At 71.6% G+C, this 15,200-nt stretch carries 14 protein-coding genes; 10 read left to right on the top strand and 4 right to left on the bottom strand.

The genetic code is table 11. From position 1 onward, the window contains the following. The first annotated feature begins 63 nt into the window (after nt 1–63). Nucleotides 64–765, top strand: a complete 702-nt coding sequence (locus ABT186_RS28955) for a class I SAM-dependent methyltransferase (protein WP_351233058.1) — start codon at nt 64–66, stop codon at nt 763–765. A gap of 67 nt (nt 766–832) precedes the next feature. After that, nucleotides 833–1,903, top strand: coding sequence for a S1C family serine protease (locus tag ABT186_RS28950; protein WP_351233056.1), 1,071 nt, complete (start codon nt 833–835; stop codon nt 1,901–1,903). 43 nt (nt 1,904–1,946) lie between these two features. Here ABT186_RS28950 and ABT186_RS28945 read toward each other — a convergent pair whose 3' ends face one another. Next, on the bottom strand, nt 1,947–2,156 hold the full coding sequence (locus tag ABT186_RS28945) for a hypothetical protein (protein ID WP_351233054.1): 210 nt from the start codon (nt 2,154–2,156) through the stop codon (nt 1,947–1,949). Nucleotides 2,157–2,390: 234 nt separating this feature from the next. Between ABT186_RS28945 and ABT186_RS28940 the strand changes: the two genes are divergently transcribed. Continuing rightward, nucleotides 2,391–3,590, top strand: coding sequence for a bifunctional adenosylcobinamide kinase/adenosylcobinamide-phosphate guanylyltransferase (locus ABT186_RS28940; protein ID WP_351927555.1), 1,200 nt, complete (start codon nt 2,391–2,393; stop codon nt 3,588–3,590). Here the strand turns inward: ABT186_RS28940 and ABT186_RS28935 are convergent. Then, nucleotides 3,579–4,661 (bottom strand): class I SAM-dependent methyltransferase, encoded by a 1,083-nt coding sequence (locus ABT186_RS28935; RefSeq protein WP_351927553.1) that lies wholly within the window; start codon nt 4,659–4,661, stop codon nt 3,579–3,581. The genes ABT186_RS28940 and ABT186_RS28935 overlap by 12 nt on opposite strands. Nucleotides 4,662–4,826: 165 nt before the next feature. Here ABT186_RS28935 and cobT point away from each other — a divergent pair, with 165 nt between their 5' ends. The 3 genes from cobT (at nt 4,827) to ABT186_RS28920 (ending at nt 8,562) form a co-directional block, all read left to right on the top strand. Next, the gene (cobT, locus tag ABT186_RS28930) at nt 4,827–5,912 is read left to right on the top strand and encodes a nicotinate-nucleotide--dimethylbenzimidazole phosphoribosyltransferase (RefSeq protein WP_351927551.1); all 1,086 of its coding nucleotides are present in this window, start codon (nt 4,827–4,829) and stop codon (nt 5,910–5,912) included. A 126-nt stretch (nt 5,913–6,038) separates the two neighbouring features. Beyond that, nucleotides 6,039–7,832 carry a phosphatidylglycerol lysyltransferase domain-containing protein gene (locus ABT186_RS28925; RefSeq protein ID WP_351236907.1) on the top strand — a complete coding sequence of 598 codons (1,794 nt, stop codon included), beginning with the start codon at nt 6,039–6,041 and terminating at the stop codon, nt 7,830–7,832. A 28-nt stretch (nt 7,833–7,860) separates the two neighbouring features. Next, nucleotides 7,861–8,562 (top strand): hypothetical protein, encoded by a 702-nt coding sequence (locus tag ABT186_RS28920; RefSeq protein ID WP_351236909.1) that lies wholly within the window; start codon nt 7,861–7,863, stop codon nt 8,560–8,562. Here the strand turns inward: ABT186_RS28920 and ABT186_RS28915 are convergent. Further along, nucleotides 8,502–9,263 (bottom strand): hypothetical protein, encoded by a 762-nt coding sequence (locus ABT186_RS28915; protein ID WP_351236911.1) that lies wholly within the window; start codon nt 9,261–9,263, stop codon nt 8,502–8,504. The genes ABT186_RS28920 and ABT186_RS28915 overlap by 61 nt on opposite strands. A gap of 84 nt (nt 9,264–9,347) precedes the next feature. Between ABT186_RS28915 and ABT186_RS28910 the strand changes: the two genes are divergently transcribed. Beyond that, entirely contained in the window at nt 9,348–10,130 is a 783-nt protein-coding gene (locus ABT186_RS28910; protein ID WP_351236913.1) for an adenosylcobinamide-GDP ribazoletransferase, read from the top strand. A gap of 17 nt (nt 10,131–10,147) precedes the next feature. Here ABT186_RS28910 and ABT186_RS28905 read toward each other — a convergent pair whose 3' ends face one another. Beyond that, a complete protein-coding gene (locus ABT186_RS28905) occupies nt 10,148–10,948 on the bottom strand; it encodes an endo alpha-1,4 polygalactosaminidase (RefSeq protein ID WP_351236915.1) in 801 nt (266 codons plus the stop codon). Between the two features lie 334 nt (nt 10,949–11,282). Here ABT186_RS28905 and ABT186_RS28900 point away from each other — a divergent pair, with 334 nt between their 5' ends. From ABT186_RS28900 to ABT186_RS28890, 3 genes are all read left to right on the top strand, one after another. Then, nucleotides 11,283–12,812 (top strand): leucyl aminopeptidase, encoded by a 1,530-nt coding sequence (locus ABT186_RS28900; RefSeq protein WP_351927549.1) that lies wholly within the window; start codon nt 11,283–11,285, stop codon nt 12,810–12,812. A 302-nt stretch (nt 12,813–13,114) separates the two neighbouring features. Beyond that, nucleotides 13,115–14,503, top strand: coding sequence for a dihydrolipoyl dehydrogenase (gene lpdA, locus ABT186_RS28895; RefSeq protein WP_351927547.1), 1,389 nt, complete (start codon nt 13,115–13,117; stop codon nt 14,501–14,503). A 62-nt stretch (nt 14,504–14,565) separates the two neighbouring features. Next, nucleotides 14,566–15,200, top strand: a 635-nt coding sequence (locus tag ABT186_RS28890) for a biotin/lipoyl-containing protein (RefSeq protein WP_351927545.1), incomplete at its 3' end; no start/stop codon positions are given.

The following is a 15,200-nucleotide window of genomic DNA, read 5'->3' as shown; positions in this document are numbered from 1 at the left end:
GGTGCGGCTGAGGCCTGGCTGAGCAAGCTGGGGGGTCTGCGTGATGTCGTACGGCAGGAGCTGGTGGCCCGGCAGCTCGACGAGCAGATAGCCGGGCGGTTCCCGGTCGGCCGGCGGCTGCGGGTGCTCGACGTGGGGATGGGACAGGGCACCCAGGCGCTGCGCCTGGCGCGGGCCGGGCACCGCATCACCGGCCTCGAGCAGGACCAGCGGATGGTCGCCGTGGCCCGCGAGGCCCTGTCCGCCGAGCCGGAGGGTATCCGGGAGCGGGTACGGATCATCGAGGGCGACGGCCGGGACACCGGGGTGCACTTCCTGCCGGGAAGCTTCGACGTGGTGCTGTGCCACGGCGTACTGATGTACGTCGAGGAGCCGGACGCCCTGCTGGCCGGGCTCGCCAGGATGCTCGCCCCCGGCGGGCTGCTGTCCCTGCTCGTGCGGAACGGGGACGCGCTGGCGATGCGGCCCGGGCTGTCCGGGGACTGGGGTACGGCGCTCGCCGCCTTCGACACCACCACCTATAGCAACCGGCTCGGGCTCGACGTACGGGCCGACCGGCTGGAGGCGCTGACCGCGACGCTGGCGGGGATCGGGGCGCCGCTGCACGCGTGGTACGGGGTGCGTGTCTTCACGGACACGGCTGCCGACGGGGCGGAGATCCCTCAGGACGTGGAGAGCCTGCTGGCCGCGGAGGAACGGGCGGGGCGTACGGATCCGTACCGGCGGGTGGCCGCGCTGCTGCACCTGTGCGGTGTGCGGGGCTGAGGCGGCACCGGACCCGTTCGGACGCACCGGAAAAGCCGGGCATACGCCCCGAGGGGAGACTCGGGGCATGGACGCTTCCCGTACCCGTGCGCTTCGCCGGCTGTGCGCCCCGCTCCTCGTCTGTTCCCTGGTGCTGATCGGTGGCTGTACCGACTCCGCCTCCCCCGCCAGGAAGGACGCCGCGACGCCCACCGCGTCCGGACGCCCGGTGGCGGCGGGCGATCTGCAGAGCGAGTACCAGAGGGTCATCAAGGACGCGCTGCCGTCCGTCGTGCAGATCCGGGCCGGACAGTCCCTCGGGTCCGGAGTGGTGTACGACGACAGGGGCCATGTCGTCACCAACGCGCACGTGGTCGGGAACGAGAAGACGTTCGCGGTGACCACCGCCGGCAGCGAGAACCCGCTCACCGCGAGCCTCGTCTCCTCGTACCCGGCGCAGGACCTCGCCGTCATCAAGCTGGACAAGGTGCCGCCCGGGCTGAAGGCGGCCGTCTTCGGGGACTCGGCCAAGGTCGAGGTGGGGCAGATCGTGCTCGCGATGGGCTCGCCGCTCGGTCTGGCGTCGAGTGTGACCCAGGGGATCGTGTCGGCGACCGGACGGACCGTCAGCGAGGTGGCCACCGACGGCGGTACGGGCGCCACCATCGCGAACATGGTGCAGACCTCGGCGGCGATCAACCCGGGAAACAGCGGGGGCGCCCTGGTCGATCTCAAGAGCCAGGTCATCGGCATTCCCACGCTGGCCGCGATCGACCCCGACCTCGGGGGCGGCGCGGCGCCCGGCATCGGGTTCGCGATCCCGGCGTACACGGTGAAGACGATCGCCGGCCAGATCATCAAGAACGGCAAGGTCACTCACTCGGGACGGGCCGCGCTCAACATCACCGGCCGTACGGTGGTGAACGCCGCCACCCAGCCGGTCGGCGTCGCGGTGGTGGACGTCAAGAACGGGGGCGCGGCCGACAAGGCGGGCCTTCAGGCCGGGGACGTCATCACCAGGTTGGGTGACACGGACATCACCACGATCACGTCCCTCTCCGTGGCCCTGGCCGCCGAGAAGCCGGGTCAGAAGACGACGGTGACGTACCTGCGGAACGGGACTCGGAAGACGGCCGAGGTCACCCTGGGCGAGCAGTAGCGGGGGTGGGCGAGGGCCCTCGCGGCCCTCGCCCGACGGACAGTCACTCGTCGGCGTGCAGGCTCATCGGGCCGTAGATCTCCGTGCCCTCCTCGAACAGCCGCACCTGGTCGGCGCCACCGGCGAGCAGTTCCTTCCAGTGCTCCCCGATCCAGGACTCGGCGTCTCCCTGTGTGGTGAACTCCTCGGGCGCGACCGCGGGCTGGACCTCCGTCCCGTCGGCCTTCTCGAACCGCCACGTCCATGCCGCCATGTACGCCTCCCAGATGTGAGCACATGCAGAGCAGAAGCCGGATCTTGGTCCGGCTCCTGCCCTGAGCCTATGCGCTCCGCCGGGCGCATGGTCAGAGGACCGGGGGTCCTCCGTAGAGCTGACGGCCATCTGTGGCCGGTCGCCCCCGTGCGGTGGAGCCGCTCATGTCACCGCTCGCGCCCTTACGGGGCCTCGGACGCGCAAGACCTGCGGCGACACGCGAAAATCAGGTCCGTGGAAGTGACTTTGCTCGGCACCGGCGCCCCCGCGGGACTCCCCCGCCCCGACTGTCCCTGCGCGTCCTGCGCGCGTGCGCTCGGGGAGGAGGTGCGCGGGGCGACCGCCGTGCTCGTGGACGGGACCCTGCTGCTGGACCTCACCCCGGGCGCGGCGTTCGCGGCCGCGCGGGCGGGGCACTCGCTGGCCGGCGTACGGCAGGTGCTGCTGTCGCATCCGCACGAGGGTCCCCCGGTCGAGGTCCCGGCGGGCCTGCCGCAGCCCGGGCGGGTGCCGGACGGACGGGAGTTGGCGCTGCTGACCGGGCACCGGGTGCAGGCACTGGCGATGGACGGGCCGGGCACGGGGTACGCGGTGACCGGTCCCGACGGACTGCGGCTGCTGTATCTGCCGCCGGGCGCGGCGCCCGCGGGCCTCCAGGAGTCCGCGGAGCCGTACGACATGGTGGTCGCGGACGTCGTGGGGCGTCCCGATGGGCTGGCGAAGCTGCGGGCGGTGGGGGCGGCCGGGCCGACCACCGATGTCATCGCCGTGCATCTCGATCACGACGTGCCGCCGGGTGCGGAGCTCGGGCGACGGCTCGCGGCGGCGGGAGCGAGGGCGGTACCGGACGCGACCACCCTGACCGTCGGCGCCTACAAGCACGTACCGGACGTACCGCGACGCACTCTTGTGCTCGGCGGGGCGCGGTCGGGCAAGTCGGTGGAGGCGGAGCGGCGGCTCGAGGCGTTCCCGGACGTGCTGTACGTGGCGACAGGCGGGTCGCGGAACGGGGACACGGAATGGGCGGCGCGGGTGGCCGCGCACCGGAAGCGGCGGCCCGGGTCCTGGCACACCGCCGAGACCTGCAACCTCGTACCGCTGCTGCGGCAGGATGGGCCGCCGCTGCTGATCGACTGTCTGTCGCTGTGGCTGACCGACGGGATGGACGCGGTGAACGCGTGGGACGACGCGGAGTGGGCGGGAGGCGGTGAGCGGGCGCTGCGGGCACGGGTGGAGGAACTCGCGGCGGCGGTCCGTGAGACGCGCCGCACGGTCGTCGCCGTCTCGAACGAGGTCGGCTCCGGCATCGTCCCCGCGACCGCGTCCGGCCGCCGCTACCGCGACGAACTCGGCCGGCTGAACACGGCATTCGCGGCCGAGTGCGAGCACATCCTGCTGGTAGTCGCCGGACAGGCCCTGACGCTACGCGGCTGACCCCGACCTGCGCGCGACGATCCGGTAGGCGTTGGAGAAGCGGGTGCGCCGCAGCACGGGTGCCAGTGTGTGGTCCAGAGCCGTGGCCGTGGCCACCAGGGGTGCGCCGGCCGCCACCAGCGCCGTGCGCAGCCGGCGCTGGAAGCCCGTCGGCGGGACCGCCCGCCACGGGGCGTCCGGGGCGGGCAGCACCCGGGCCAGGGCCAGGGCGAGGGCGCCCGCGATGTCGTAGGGCGTGTGCGGCTCGCGCCGGTTCGTGGTGACGATCACGCAGCCCAGGGCCTCCAGCTCGGCCAGCAGATTGCTCAGCGGCATCAGATGGAGGTGGCGGGGCTGGCCGTACGACACCCACCACTTGCCGAGCAGCGCACCGAACGCACAGTCGGGGTCGGGGACTTCGATGAGCAGATGGCCGCCGGGGCGCAGCACTGTCAGCGCGGCGCGCAGTTCCGCGCGCGGGTCGGGGGTGTGCTCCAGATGGTGGAACATGCTGACGACGTCGTAGCGGGAGCGCAGCCGCTCGATGATCTCCGGGTCGGTGAGCCGACCGCGGTGGGCCTCCTCGATACGGCCCGCGGCCCGTGCCTTCTCGACCCGCCGGGTGGGGTCGAGGCCGTCGAACGACGTGTACGGGTGGACCTCCTTGGCCGCCTCCGGGAAATGGCCGTGGCCGGTGCCGACGTCGAGCCAGCTCTCCGGCTCCGGGAAGGGCAGCATCGCGCGGGCCGCGGCCCGGTGGCGCCGGGTGCTGCCGCGGGCGGCGAGGAGGCGTTCGGCGAAGCCGTCGAGTCCCTGGTGCCCCTCGTGGAAGTCGCGGTGGTAGAAGGCGAGCCCCTCGGCGGTGAGGCGGGGGTTCTGGAAGGCGTGGGCGCAGTCCCGGCACTCGTCGACGGCGAACGTGCCCGGCTTGTGCTGCACCAGGTCCGGCGTGCGCAGCCGGGTGCGCAGCCGCTTCGAGCCGCACCAGGGGCAGTCCTCGCGGCGGGGCTCCTGGAACCGGTCGGTGCCCTGGGCGAGTTCACCGAGACACTCGGCGCGGCGCGCGTCGGCCGTCTCCGGGTTGGGGGACATGGGCGGCTCCTGGGGGCGTGACCATGAGGACGCACGACGACGTGCCCATGAGGGCGCACGACAATACGTACCTAAACGGTACGTACGGGACCTCGCTCATCGGCGCAATGACGTGCCGTCGACGTGGCGCCGCCGCGTTCGATCTCTGCCGGTACTGTTCGGCGAATGAGCTCGCTTAATCTCGACGACTTCACCGATCTGATCGAGCGCCCCGACGGCGGGGTGCGCCGCGACGCGGAGGCGCGCCGGGAACGTCAGATCGTGCCGCCCGGGGCACTGGGCCGCCTCGACGACCTGGGTGAGTGGCTGGCGGCCGCGCAGTCCGCCGTGCCGGTGCGGCCGATCGAGCGGCCACGTGTGGTGCTGTTCGCGGGTGACCACGGGGTCGCCGCACTGGGTGTGTCGGCGCGGCCCGCGGGCAGCGCGGACCGGCTGGTGCGGGCGGTGCTGGAGGGCGCCGGCCCGGCGCCGATCCTTGCGCGGCAGCTGAACGTGCCCGTGCGCGTGGTGGACATGGCGCTGGACTGCGATCCGGAGTCGCTGCCGGAGGACGTCGTACGGCATCGGGTGCGGCGCGGCAGCGGACGCATCGACATCGAGGACGCGCTGACGCCCGAGGAGGCGGAGGCGGCATTCCGGGCGGGGATCGCGGTCGCGGACGAGGAGGCGGACGCCGGGACGGACCTGGTGGTCCTCGGCGATGTGAGCGTCGGCGGCACGACGCCGGCCGCCGTGCTGATCGCCGCGCTGTGCGGGACGGACGCATCCGTGGTGACCGGGCGCGGCGGCGTGGCGATCGACGACCTGGCGTGGATGCGCAAGTGCGCGGCCGTACGGGACGCACTGCGGCGGGCCAGGCCGGTGCTGGGCGACCAGTTGCAGTTGCTGGCGGCGGTGGGTGGAGCCGATCTGGCCGCGATGACGGGCTTCCTGTTGCAGTGCGCCGTGCGCAAGACCCCGGTGATCCTGGACGGCGTGGTGTCGGCGGCGTGTGCGCTGGTCGCGCAGCGGATCGCGTTCCGTGCGCCGGACTGGTGGCTGGCCGGGCAGAACAGCGGTGAGCCGGCGCAGGCGAAGGCGCTGGACCGGATGGCGCTGGAGCCGCTCCTCGACCACGGAGTGACCGTCGGCGAGGCGACCGGGGCACTGCTGGCGCTGCCGCTGGTACAGGCGGCCGCGGCACTGGCGGCGGAGCTCCCGGAGAAACCGGAGGAGGCTGCCGAGGAATCCGAGAACGCCGAGAAGGAGTAGTCGGGCAGGGCGAGTTCGGCCTCTCCCCTCACCGGGCCGAGGGGACGGGGCAAGGGGCCGACCGGCCGGATTCTGCCTCGTACCGCTCCTCCGCACACCCCCAAGCGCCCCATATCATCGCCCTTCATGGGAGATGCCCGTTTTACTGCGGAACAGGAACGCACGGTTCGGTCGGGGGGCGGGGCGGGGCGCTCCGGTCGGGCCTCCCGGCGGGCCGCGGCGTTCGCGGTCTGGTATCTGCGCGCCGTCACGTTCATCAACTTCCTGTCCGCCGTGTGGGTCTCCTTCGGGCAGGACGTACGGCGGCACAACCAGGAGAACCTCTTCACGCCGTACCTGCTGACCGCGGGTTTCGCCTCCGGTGTGTTCACGATGTTCCTCGCCGTCACCATGCGACGGCGCAAGCGGGCCGCGTGGATCCTCAACCTGGTGCTCAGCGGACCGTTCCTGCTGCTGTTCACCTTCGCCATGGCCTTCCCGGAGATCCGGCAGTACGCGCAGAACTGGGTCTCCCTGGTCCTCACCGCGGCTTTCGTCGGCTCGCTCCTCATCGGGCGGCCGGAGTTCTACGCCAAGGGCGACCGGTCCAACCCCCGGCTCGCCGCCGCTGTCGCCGTCGGCGGACTGCTCGTCTCCTCACTGCTCGCCACGTTCCTGGTGACCGTCACCAACAACGCGCACGACGCCCACCGTTCGACATTCCTGGAGCGCTGGCGCTATGGCACCCTGCGGCTCGTCTCGGTCGCCGCCGACGACTCGCACTACCCGGGGATCGCCACGCCCAACTGGGTCAACGTCGCCATCAACGTCTTCAGCACGCTGCTGGTCCTCGCCGTCCTCTACGCCGCCTTCCGCTCCCGGCGTGCCGTCGACCCGATCACCGAGGACGACGAGAAGCGGCTGCGGGCGCTCCTCGCCAGACACGGCGACCGGGACTCGCTCGGCTACTTCGCGCTGCGCCGGGAGAAGAGCGTGATCTGGTCACCCACCGGCAAGGCGGCGGTCGCGTACCGCGTCGTCGGCGGTGTCTCGCTCGCCTCCGGCGATCCGATCGGGGACCCGGAGGCATGGCCCGGTGCCATCGAGCCCTGGCTCGCCGAGGCACGCGCGCACGGCTGGATCCCGGCCGTGATGGGCGCGAGCGAGGAGGCCGGGACCGTGTACGCGCGGCACGGCATGGACGCGCTCGAACTCGGTGACGAAGCCATCGTGGACGTCGGCGAGTTCACCCTCGAAGGGCGGGCCATGCGCACCGTGCGCCAGGCCTGCAACCGTGTGAAGCGCGCCGGTTACACGGTCCGCATCCGGCGCCACGAGGACATTCCGGCCGAGGAGATGGCGTTACTCCTGGAGAAGGCCGACGACTGGCGCGACGGGGCCACCGAGCGCGGGTTCAGCATGGCACTCGGGCGGCTCGGCGACCCTGAGGACGGCCGGTGCGTGATGCTCGAATGCACGGACGCCAAGGGTGAGTTGCGCGCACTGCTGTCCTTCGTGCCCTGGGGGCCGCACGGGCTGTCGCTCGATCTGATGCGGCGTGACCGGGACTCCGAGAACGGGCTCATGGAGTTCATGGTCCTCGAACTGCTGCGCCGTGCACTGGAGATCGAGATCACCCAGGTCTCACTCAACTTCGCCATGTTCCGTTCCGTCTTCGAACGTGGCGCACGGCTCGGCGCCGGACCGGTGCTGCGGCTGTGGCGTTCGCTGCTCAGCTTCTTCTCGCGCTGGTGGCAGATCGAGTCGCTGTACCGGGCCAATGCGAAGTACCGGCCCATCTGGGAACCGAGGTTCCTGCTCTTCGAGAAGAGCGCGGACCTGCTGCGCATCGGCGTGGCCTCGGCGCGCGCCGAGGGGTTCCTGGAGGCTCCGGGACTGCCGAAGTGGCTCCATCGCAAGCACCTCCAGTCGCACAGATGAGGACCACCGGACAGATGAGGACCGCTGGATGAACACCCTCGCCCGGCTGGCCCGAGCCGAATGGGGACCGCTGTACATCACCGTGCGCCAGGCCCTCGCGCGGCGGAGTTGGCGGGCGGTCCCGATGACGCTCGCGGCGGTGTGCCTGACGTCGGTCCTGCAGTTCGTGCAGAACCAGTCGTGGGGCTTCGGGTTCGTGCAGCACATCGGGTCCGTACGGGCCGCGGAGCCACTGCCGCTCGCCCTCCTGCGCACCCCGTTGTCCCTGTGCGTACCGGCCCTGGATCTGCCGGTGTGGGGCGCGCTGCTGCAGATCCTCTTCGTCGTCGGGATCGCCGAGATCTGTCTGGGCTGGTGGCGCACGCTCGTCATCGCGTACGTCGCCACACTGGCCGGCACGCTGTACGCGCGCGTGGGCATCGGCCTGGGCCCGCACCATCCGCTGGGGCTGCCCGGGACGGACGCGCAGGTGGTCGACACCGGCCCGTCGGCGGCGGTGATCGGGCTCGCCGTGTTCCTGTGCTGGTGGTACCGCGCGTACTTCACGGGGGGCATGGTGATCGCGGCGATGGTCGGGGAGCTCGTGCTGAAGCAGAACCTGGCGGGCAAGGAGCACATCGCCGCGATCGGAGCGGTGCTGGTGCTGTGTGTGCTGTCGGAGGTGCGCCATCACCGGTGGTCGGGCAACCGGGTGGGATGCGGATCGGGTCTGCCGCCGATCCAGTCCTGAAAGCTCCGGCTCAGGCGGGCCCAGCGCCGGTCGTGGTGGTAGGCCCGCAGGCCCGCCTTGGCGCGGGCGCGCGGGCGGCGGCGGTAGAAGCGTCTGGCCCACGGAGAGCCGGGCCGGGCCAGCCGGATCGCGCCGGCCAGGGCGACCACCGGGACGATCACCCCGAAGATCGCGGTGCGGGCCTTGCCCTTGCTCAGGGCCAGCAGAGAGAAGAGGAAGTTCACCGCGACGGTCGCGATCACGCTGCCGCGGTCCTGCAGTTCGTCTGCGGAGAGGTCGTTGACGCCGAACGGCGCGAATCCGGCCAGGACCAGGCCGACCAGGGCCGCGGTGACCACGACGACCTCGACGCTCCTGCGGCCCTCCTCGGTCCAGTAGACGTCGGCCAGATGCAGGATCAGGGCGAACTCGTCCAGGACGAGGCCCGCGCCCACGCCGAAGACGATCGCGAAGAATCCGGAGCCGAAGCCCTGACGGCTCGCGAGCGCGCCGAAGCCGCCGATGACGGTGAGGATGACGCCGGGGACGACGTGGTGGATGTGCACACCGCCGGCTTTGACGTTGCCGAAGGGGCCCTTGCCGGCGTGGATGAGGCGGGTGATGACACGGGTGATCACGAATGTCAGCACGAAGGAGGTGAGCGCGAGCAGCATGGGGAGTTTGCCGGGCTCGATGATGTTGCGCTGCAGCCAGTGGCCCATAGGTGCAGTGTGCCTGCGGGGGTGTGCCGCTGCCCGTCGGCGGCACGATTGCCCGCAGCCGCGCAAGCTGCGTAATCTGCGCCGGTGCTCAGGATCCCGCCCCTCCACGGCCCCCGTTTCGCCTTCGGCACCCTCACCGTGCTCCCCGTCGAGGTGACCCGCTGGGACCGGGACGCCGCGCGCGGTGGGATGTTGTGTGCGCCCCTCGCCGGGATCGTCGTGGGAGGGCTTGCCGGGCTGCTCGGCGCGGTGCTGCTTGTGCTGGGGGCCGGGCCCCTGCTCGCCGCGGTCTGCGCCGCCGCCGTGCCGGCCGTGCTCACCCGAGGGCTGCACCTGGACGGGCTCGCCGACACCGCCGACGGGCTCGGCAGCGGGAAGCCCGCCGAGGAGGCGCTGCGGATCATGAAGCAGTCCGACATCGGGCCGTTCGGTGTGATCACGCTGCTGTTCGTGCTGCTCGCGCAGGTGGCGGCGCTGGCGGAGGCGTACGGCGACTCCTGGGCGCGGGGCGCGCTGGCCGCCCTCGTCTCGGCCGCCGCCGCCCGGCTGGCGCTCACCCTGGCCGCGCGCCGTGGCGTACCGGCCGCTCGGCCGGAGGGGCTGGGGGCCGCGGTCGCAGGAGTGGTACCGCTGCCCGGTGCACTGGCGGTGGCCCTCGCCGTGACCGCGGCGGCGGCTGCCGGGGGCGGGCTGTTCGGGGCGTACGGCGCCGTCCGCACGGCGGCCGCGGTGGTGGTCGCGGTGGCCGCCGCGGAGCTGCTGCTGCGCCACTGCACCCGCCGCTTCGGCGGGGTGACGGGCGACGTCTTCGGCGGGCTCGCGGAGACCGCGGCTACGGCCGCGCTGGTCGTACTGGCGCTCGGCTAGCCCCCGGGTGCCGCGGTTCAGCAGGGCTGCCGCCAGACCCCCAGCTCGTACTTCTTGAGCATCGAACTCAGCTTCAGCCGACGGGATTCGGGGCAGAAGCGCGCGGTCGGCAGTTCGTACTCGACGTGGAAGACGGCCTTGCCGGCGGCGATGAACGGCTTCAGCCGGCCGCACTCGCCGTACTGGGCGCACTGTTCGTCGACCGCGAAGTCGAAGTCCCCGACCAGCTCCGGGATCTGGTCGAGGTCGTTCTTCAGACCGACGGCCATTCCCCGCTCATGGGCGAGTTTCGCGACGAGCCGGTTGTAGCGGAGCTGGTCGTCGGCCTTGAGGGGGAAGCCCGTGTCGTTCTTGTAGCCGTCCATGTTGTCGGGTTCCACCGCGTCGAAGCCCTTCTTGCGGCACATGTCGAGGCGGTCCGCGATCAGGGGTTCGAGGACGTCGGTGCGGCGGATGTCGAGCCAGCGCTCGCCCTTCCAGCCATTGCCCTTGCCCAGCACGGACTTCGGGAACTTCTTCGCGTCCGGGCGGAACTCCTCCCAGGCTCCGGTGGACACGTAGCAGATGACCTTGCGGCCCTTGCCGTGCAACGCGCCGACGGTGGCCTTCGGGTGGTCGAAGCCGTCGATGTCGTAGACCGGTACGTCGACGGAGGTGTCGAGGCGCCCGCTGAGCTGCCACTGCCAGGCGACACCGGGGCGCGGCTGCCAACGGGCGCCGCCCGGTCCCCCGCCCCCTTCCGTGTCCTTGCCGTCGGTGGCGGTGGTGCACCCCGCGAGCAGCAGGAGCAGGGCGACGAACAGAATCGGGTGCTTCACGGGGCGGGCTCCAGGGCGTGCGGCAACATACCCCAAGGATGATCGCCGACGCCCGGCACCACACAGTGCATCAGAGCCCCCGGGGGCGCTCACCGGAACGCGACGACTGTGACTCAGGTCACCGGGAGTGGGGCGTGGGAAATGACCATGGCGCCACGGAACGATGAACACCCGCAGGAATGAGCGAAACCGGCGGCCGCGCGTAGGCTCGTGCCGGGTGTTTCCCAGCCCAGGTGGGAACCGGACGTCCGGGGGATCTAGGGTCGGTTTCCGGGCCGGTCGACCCCATCCCGTTCGGCCACCGAAACTCAATCGGAAGCGAGATTTCACCACCGTGACTGCTCTCACTCTCAGCACCGCCGCGGCAGCCGGCCTGCGGGCCGACGCGATCGTGGTCGGTGTCGCGAAGGGCACCGAGGGCCCGGTCGTCGCACCGGGCGCCGAGGCTGTGGACCAGGCGTACGACGGCAGGCTCGCCGCGATCCTCGAGACCCTGGGCGCCTCGGGCGCCGAGGGCGAGGTGACCAAGCTGCCCGCGCCCTCCGGCTTCAAGGCGCCCGTCGTGGTGGCGGTGGGCCTCGGTGCCGAGCCCGAGAAGGACCAGGCGTTCACCGCCGAGTCGCTGCGTCGCGCCGCCGGTTCCGCGGCCCGTGCCCTCGCCGGATCCAAGAAGGCCGTCTTCGCGCTGCCGATCACCGCACCCGCCGACGCCGGCGCCATCGGCGAGGGCGCCCTGCTCGGCGCGTACGCGTTCGACACGTACAAGGAGAACGGCCGCAACTCCAAGAACGGCAAGAACGGCAAGGCCCCGCTCGCCGAGGTCGCCCTGCTCGGCGGCAAGCCCCGGGACAAGGCGTACAAGGCGGCCGTCGAGCGCGTCATCGCCGTCAGCGAGGAGCTCAACCGCGCCCGCGACCTGATCAACATGCCGCCGAACGACCTGAACCCGGCGGCCTTCGCGGTCCTCGCGCAGACCGCGGCCAAGGACCATGGCCTCAAGGTGCAGGTGCTCGACGAGAAGGCGCTGGCCAAGGGCGGCTACGGCGGCATCCTCGGCGTCGGCGCGGGCTCCGCCTCCGCTCCCCGCCTGGTGAAGCTGTCGTACACGCACTCCAAGGAGGCCAAGCACCTGGCCTTCGTCGGCAAGGGCATCACCTACGACTCGGGCGGCATCTCGCTCAAGCCGGCCGGCCACAACGAGACGATGAAGTGCGACATGAGCGGCGCGGCGGCGGTGTTCGCCGCGGTCGTGGCCGCCGCCCGCCTCGGTCTCGAGGTCAATGTCACCGCCTGGCTCGCCCTCGCCGAGAACATGCCCTCCGGTTCCGCGACCCGCCCGGGTGACGTGCTGCGCATGTACAGCGGCAAGACCGTCGAGGTCCTCAACACGGACGCCGAGGGCCGGCTGGTCCTCGCGGACGCGCTGTGGGCGGCCTCGGAGGAGAAGCCGGACGCGATCGTGGACGTCGCGACCCTGACCGGCGCGATGATGCTGGCGCTCGGCAGCCGCACCTTCGGGATCATGGCGAACGACGACGCGTTCCGCACCGCGATCCACGAGGCCGCCGAGGAGGTCGGCGAGGACGCCTGGCCGATGCCGCTGCCGGAGCACCTGCGCAAGGGCATGGACTCCCCCACGGCCGACATCGCCAACATGGGCGAGCGGATGGGCGGCGGCCTGGTCGCCGGTCTGTTCCTGAAGGAGTTCATCGGCGAGGGCATCACCTGGGCCCACCTCGACATCGCGGGCCCGGCCTTCAACGAGCAGGCCCCCTTCGGCTACACCCCGAAGGGCGGTACGGGTTCGGCGGTCCGCACGCTGGTCCGGCTCGCGGAGCTGACGGCGGCCGGCGACCTGGGCTGATCGCACGGGCGCGGATGAGGGCGGCCCGGGACTCCGACGGAGTCCCGGGCCGCCCTCATGGTTGTACGGCGTTACGCCCTCGACGAAATCCGTACGATCGCGGACGGCCGCGACCTCCCGACGTGATGGATCAGACGTCTCAGACACCGGCCCGGCGTCTCGATCGCCGCCGACAAGTGCAAAGATGGGTTCTCGGCAGGACAGGGCCCCCACCGAAGGGCCGAAGCAACAAGCGGCCGGACACCAGCCGCCGACCGGTCATCGAGGACCGGCGCACGGCGCACATGCATGGAGGACGTGACGTGGCGAACGACGCCAGCACCGTTTTCGACCTAGTGATCCTCGGCGGTGGTAGCGGTGGTTACGCCGCGGCCCTGCGCGGGGCGCAGCTGGGCCTGGACGTCGCCCTGATCGAGAAGGACAAGGTCGGCGGCACCTGCCTGCACCGGGGTTGCATCCCCACCAAGGCTCTGCTCCACGCCGGTGAGATCGCCGACCAGGCCCGCGAGAGCGAGCAGTTCGGTGTCAAGGCCAGCTTCGAGGGCATCGACGTACCGGCCGTGCACAAGTACAAGGACGAGGTCATCTCGGGCCTGTACAAGGGTCTGCAGGGCCTGATCGCCTCGCGCAAGGTCACCTACATCGAGGGTGAGGGCCGCCTCTCCTCCCCGACCTCCGTCGACGTGAACGGTCAGCGGATCCAGGGCCGCCACGTGCTCCTGGCGACCGGTTCCGTGCCGAAGTCACTGCCCGGCCTGGAGATCGACGGCAACCGCATCATCTCCTCGGACCACGCCCTCGTCCTGGACCGTGTGCCGCAGTCCGCGATCATCCTCGGCGGCGGCGTCATCGGCGTCGAGTTCGCCTCCGCGTGGAAGTCCTTCGGTGCCGACGTCACCGTCATCGAGGGCCTCAAGCACCTCGTCCCGGTCGAGGACGAGAACTCCTCCAAGCTTCTTGAGCGCGCCTTCCGCAAGCGCGGGATCAAGTTCAACCTCGGCACCTTCTTCCAGAAGGCCGAGTACACCCAGAACGGTGTCAAGGTCACCCTCGCCGACGGCAAGGAGTTCGAGGCCGAGGTCCTCCTCGTCGCCGTCGGCCGCGGCCCGGTCTCCCAGAACCTGGGCTACGAGGAGGCCGGGGTCGCCATGGACCGCGGTTACGTCCTCGTCGACGAGTACATGCGGACCAACGTCCCGACCATCTCCGCCGTCGGTGACCTGGTCCCGACGCTCCAGCTCGCGCACGTCGGCTTCGCCGAGGGCATCCTTGTTGCGGAGCGTCTGGCCGGTCTGAAGGTCGTTCCGATCGACTACGACGGCGTGCCGCGGGTGACGTACTGCCACCCGGAGGTCGCCTCCGTCGGTATCACCGAGGCCAAGGCCAAGGAGATCTACGGCGCGGACAAGGTCGTCGCTCTCAAGTACAACCTGGCGGGCAACGGCAAGAGCAAGATCCTCAAGACCGCGGGCGAGATCAAGCTCGTCCAGGTCAAGGACGGTGCCGTGGTCGGCGTCCACATGGTCGGCGACCGCATGGGCGAGCAGGTCGGCGAAGCCCAGCTGATCTACAACTGGGAGGCGCTGCCGGCCGAGGTGGCCCAGCTCATCCACGCCCACCCGACGCAGAACGAGGCGCTCGGCGAGGCCCACCTCGCCCTGGCCGGCAAGCCCCTCCACTCCCACGACTGACGCCTTCAGTCTTCGGGCGCGACGACACAGACTTCCGCAATTCCTAAGGAGCAACCGAAACCATGGCGGTTTCCGTAACCCTTCCGGCGCTCGGTGAGAGCGTCACCGAGGGCACAGTCACCCGCTGGCTGAAGGCCGAGGGCGAGCGCGTCGAGGCCGACGAGCCGCTGCTCGAAGTCTCGACCGACAAGGTCGACACCGAGATCCCCGCCCCCGCCTCCGGCGTGCTGACCTCCATCAAGGTCGCCGAGGACGAGACGGTCGAGGTCGGCGCCGAGCTGGCCGTCATCGACGACGGCACGGGTGCCCCCGCCGCGGCTCCGGCCCCGGCCGCCGTCGAGGCGCCCGCCCCGGCCGCCGAGCCCGCCCCGGCCCCGGTCGCCGAGGCTCCGGCCGCCCCGGCTCCCGCTGCTGCCCCCGCCGCTCCGGCGGGTGCCGCCGTCGGCACCGATGTGGTCCTGCCCGCGCTGGGCGAGTCGGTCACCGAGGGCACCGTCACCCGCTGGCTGAAGTCGGTCGGCGACAGCGTCGAGGCCGACGAGCCGCTGCTCGAGGTCTCCACGGACAAGGTCGACACCGAGATCCCGGCGCCCGCCTCCGGCGTGCTCCTGGAGATCGTGGTCGGCGAGGACGAGACCGCGGAGGTCGGCGCCAAGCTGGCCGTCATCGGCGCCCCGGGTGCCGCTCCCGCGGCCGC

Source organism: Streptomyces sp. NPDC001634 (genome assembly GCF_040298185.1).
Lineage (GTDB): Bacteria > Actinomycetota > Actinomycetes > Streptomycetales > Streptomycetaceae > Streptomyces.
The sequence above is the reverse complement of the archived record's forward strand: the minus strand, read 5'-3'. Positions and strand labels throughout refer to the sequence as shown.

Excerpts from the sequence above, each read along its gene's own strand:
- ABT186_RS28950 (WP_351233056.1), top strand. The coding sequence starts at position 833 with ATGGACGCTTCCCGTACCCGTGCGCTTCGCCGGCTGTGCGCCCCGCTC.
- ABT186_RS28945 (WP_351233054.1), bottom strand. The coding sequence starts at position 2,156 with ATGGCGGCATGGACGTGGCGGTTCGAGAAGGCCGACGGGACGGAGGTC.
- ABT186_RS28935 (WP_351927553.1), bottom strand. The coding sequence starts at position 4,661 with ATGTCCCCCAACCCGGAGACGGCCGACGCGCGCCGCGCCGAGTGTCTC.
- cobT (WP_351927551.1), top strand. The coding sequence starts at position 4,827 with ATGAGCTCGCTTAATCTCGACGACTTCACCGATCTGATCGAGCGCCCC.
- ABT186_RS28925 (WP_351236907.1), top strand. The coding sequence starts at position 6,039 with ATGGGAGATGCCCGTTTTACTGCGGAACAGGAACGCACGGTTCGGTCG.
- ABT186_RS28920 (WP_351236909.1), top strand. The coding sequence starts at position 7,861 with ATGAACACCCTCGCCCGGCTGGCCCGAGCCGAATGGGGACCGCTGTAC.
- ABT186_RS28915 (WP_351236911.1), bottom strand. The coding sequence starts at position 9,263 with ATGGGCCACTGGCTGCAGCGCAACATCATCGAGCCCGGCAAACTCCCC.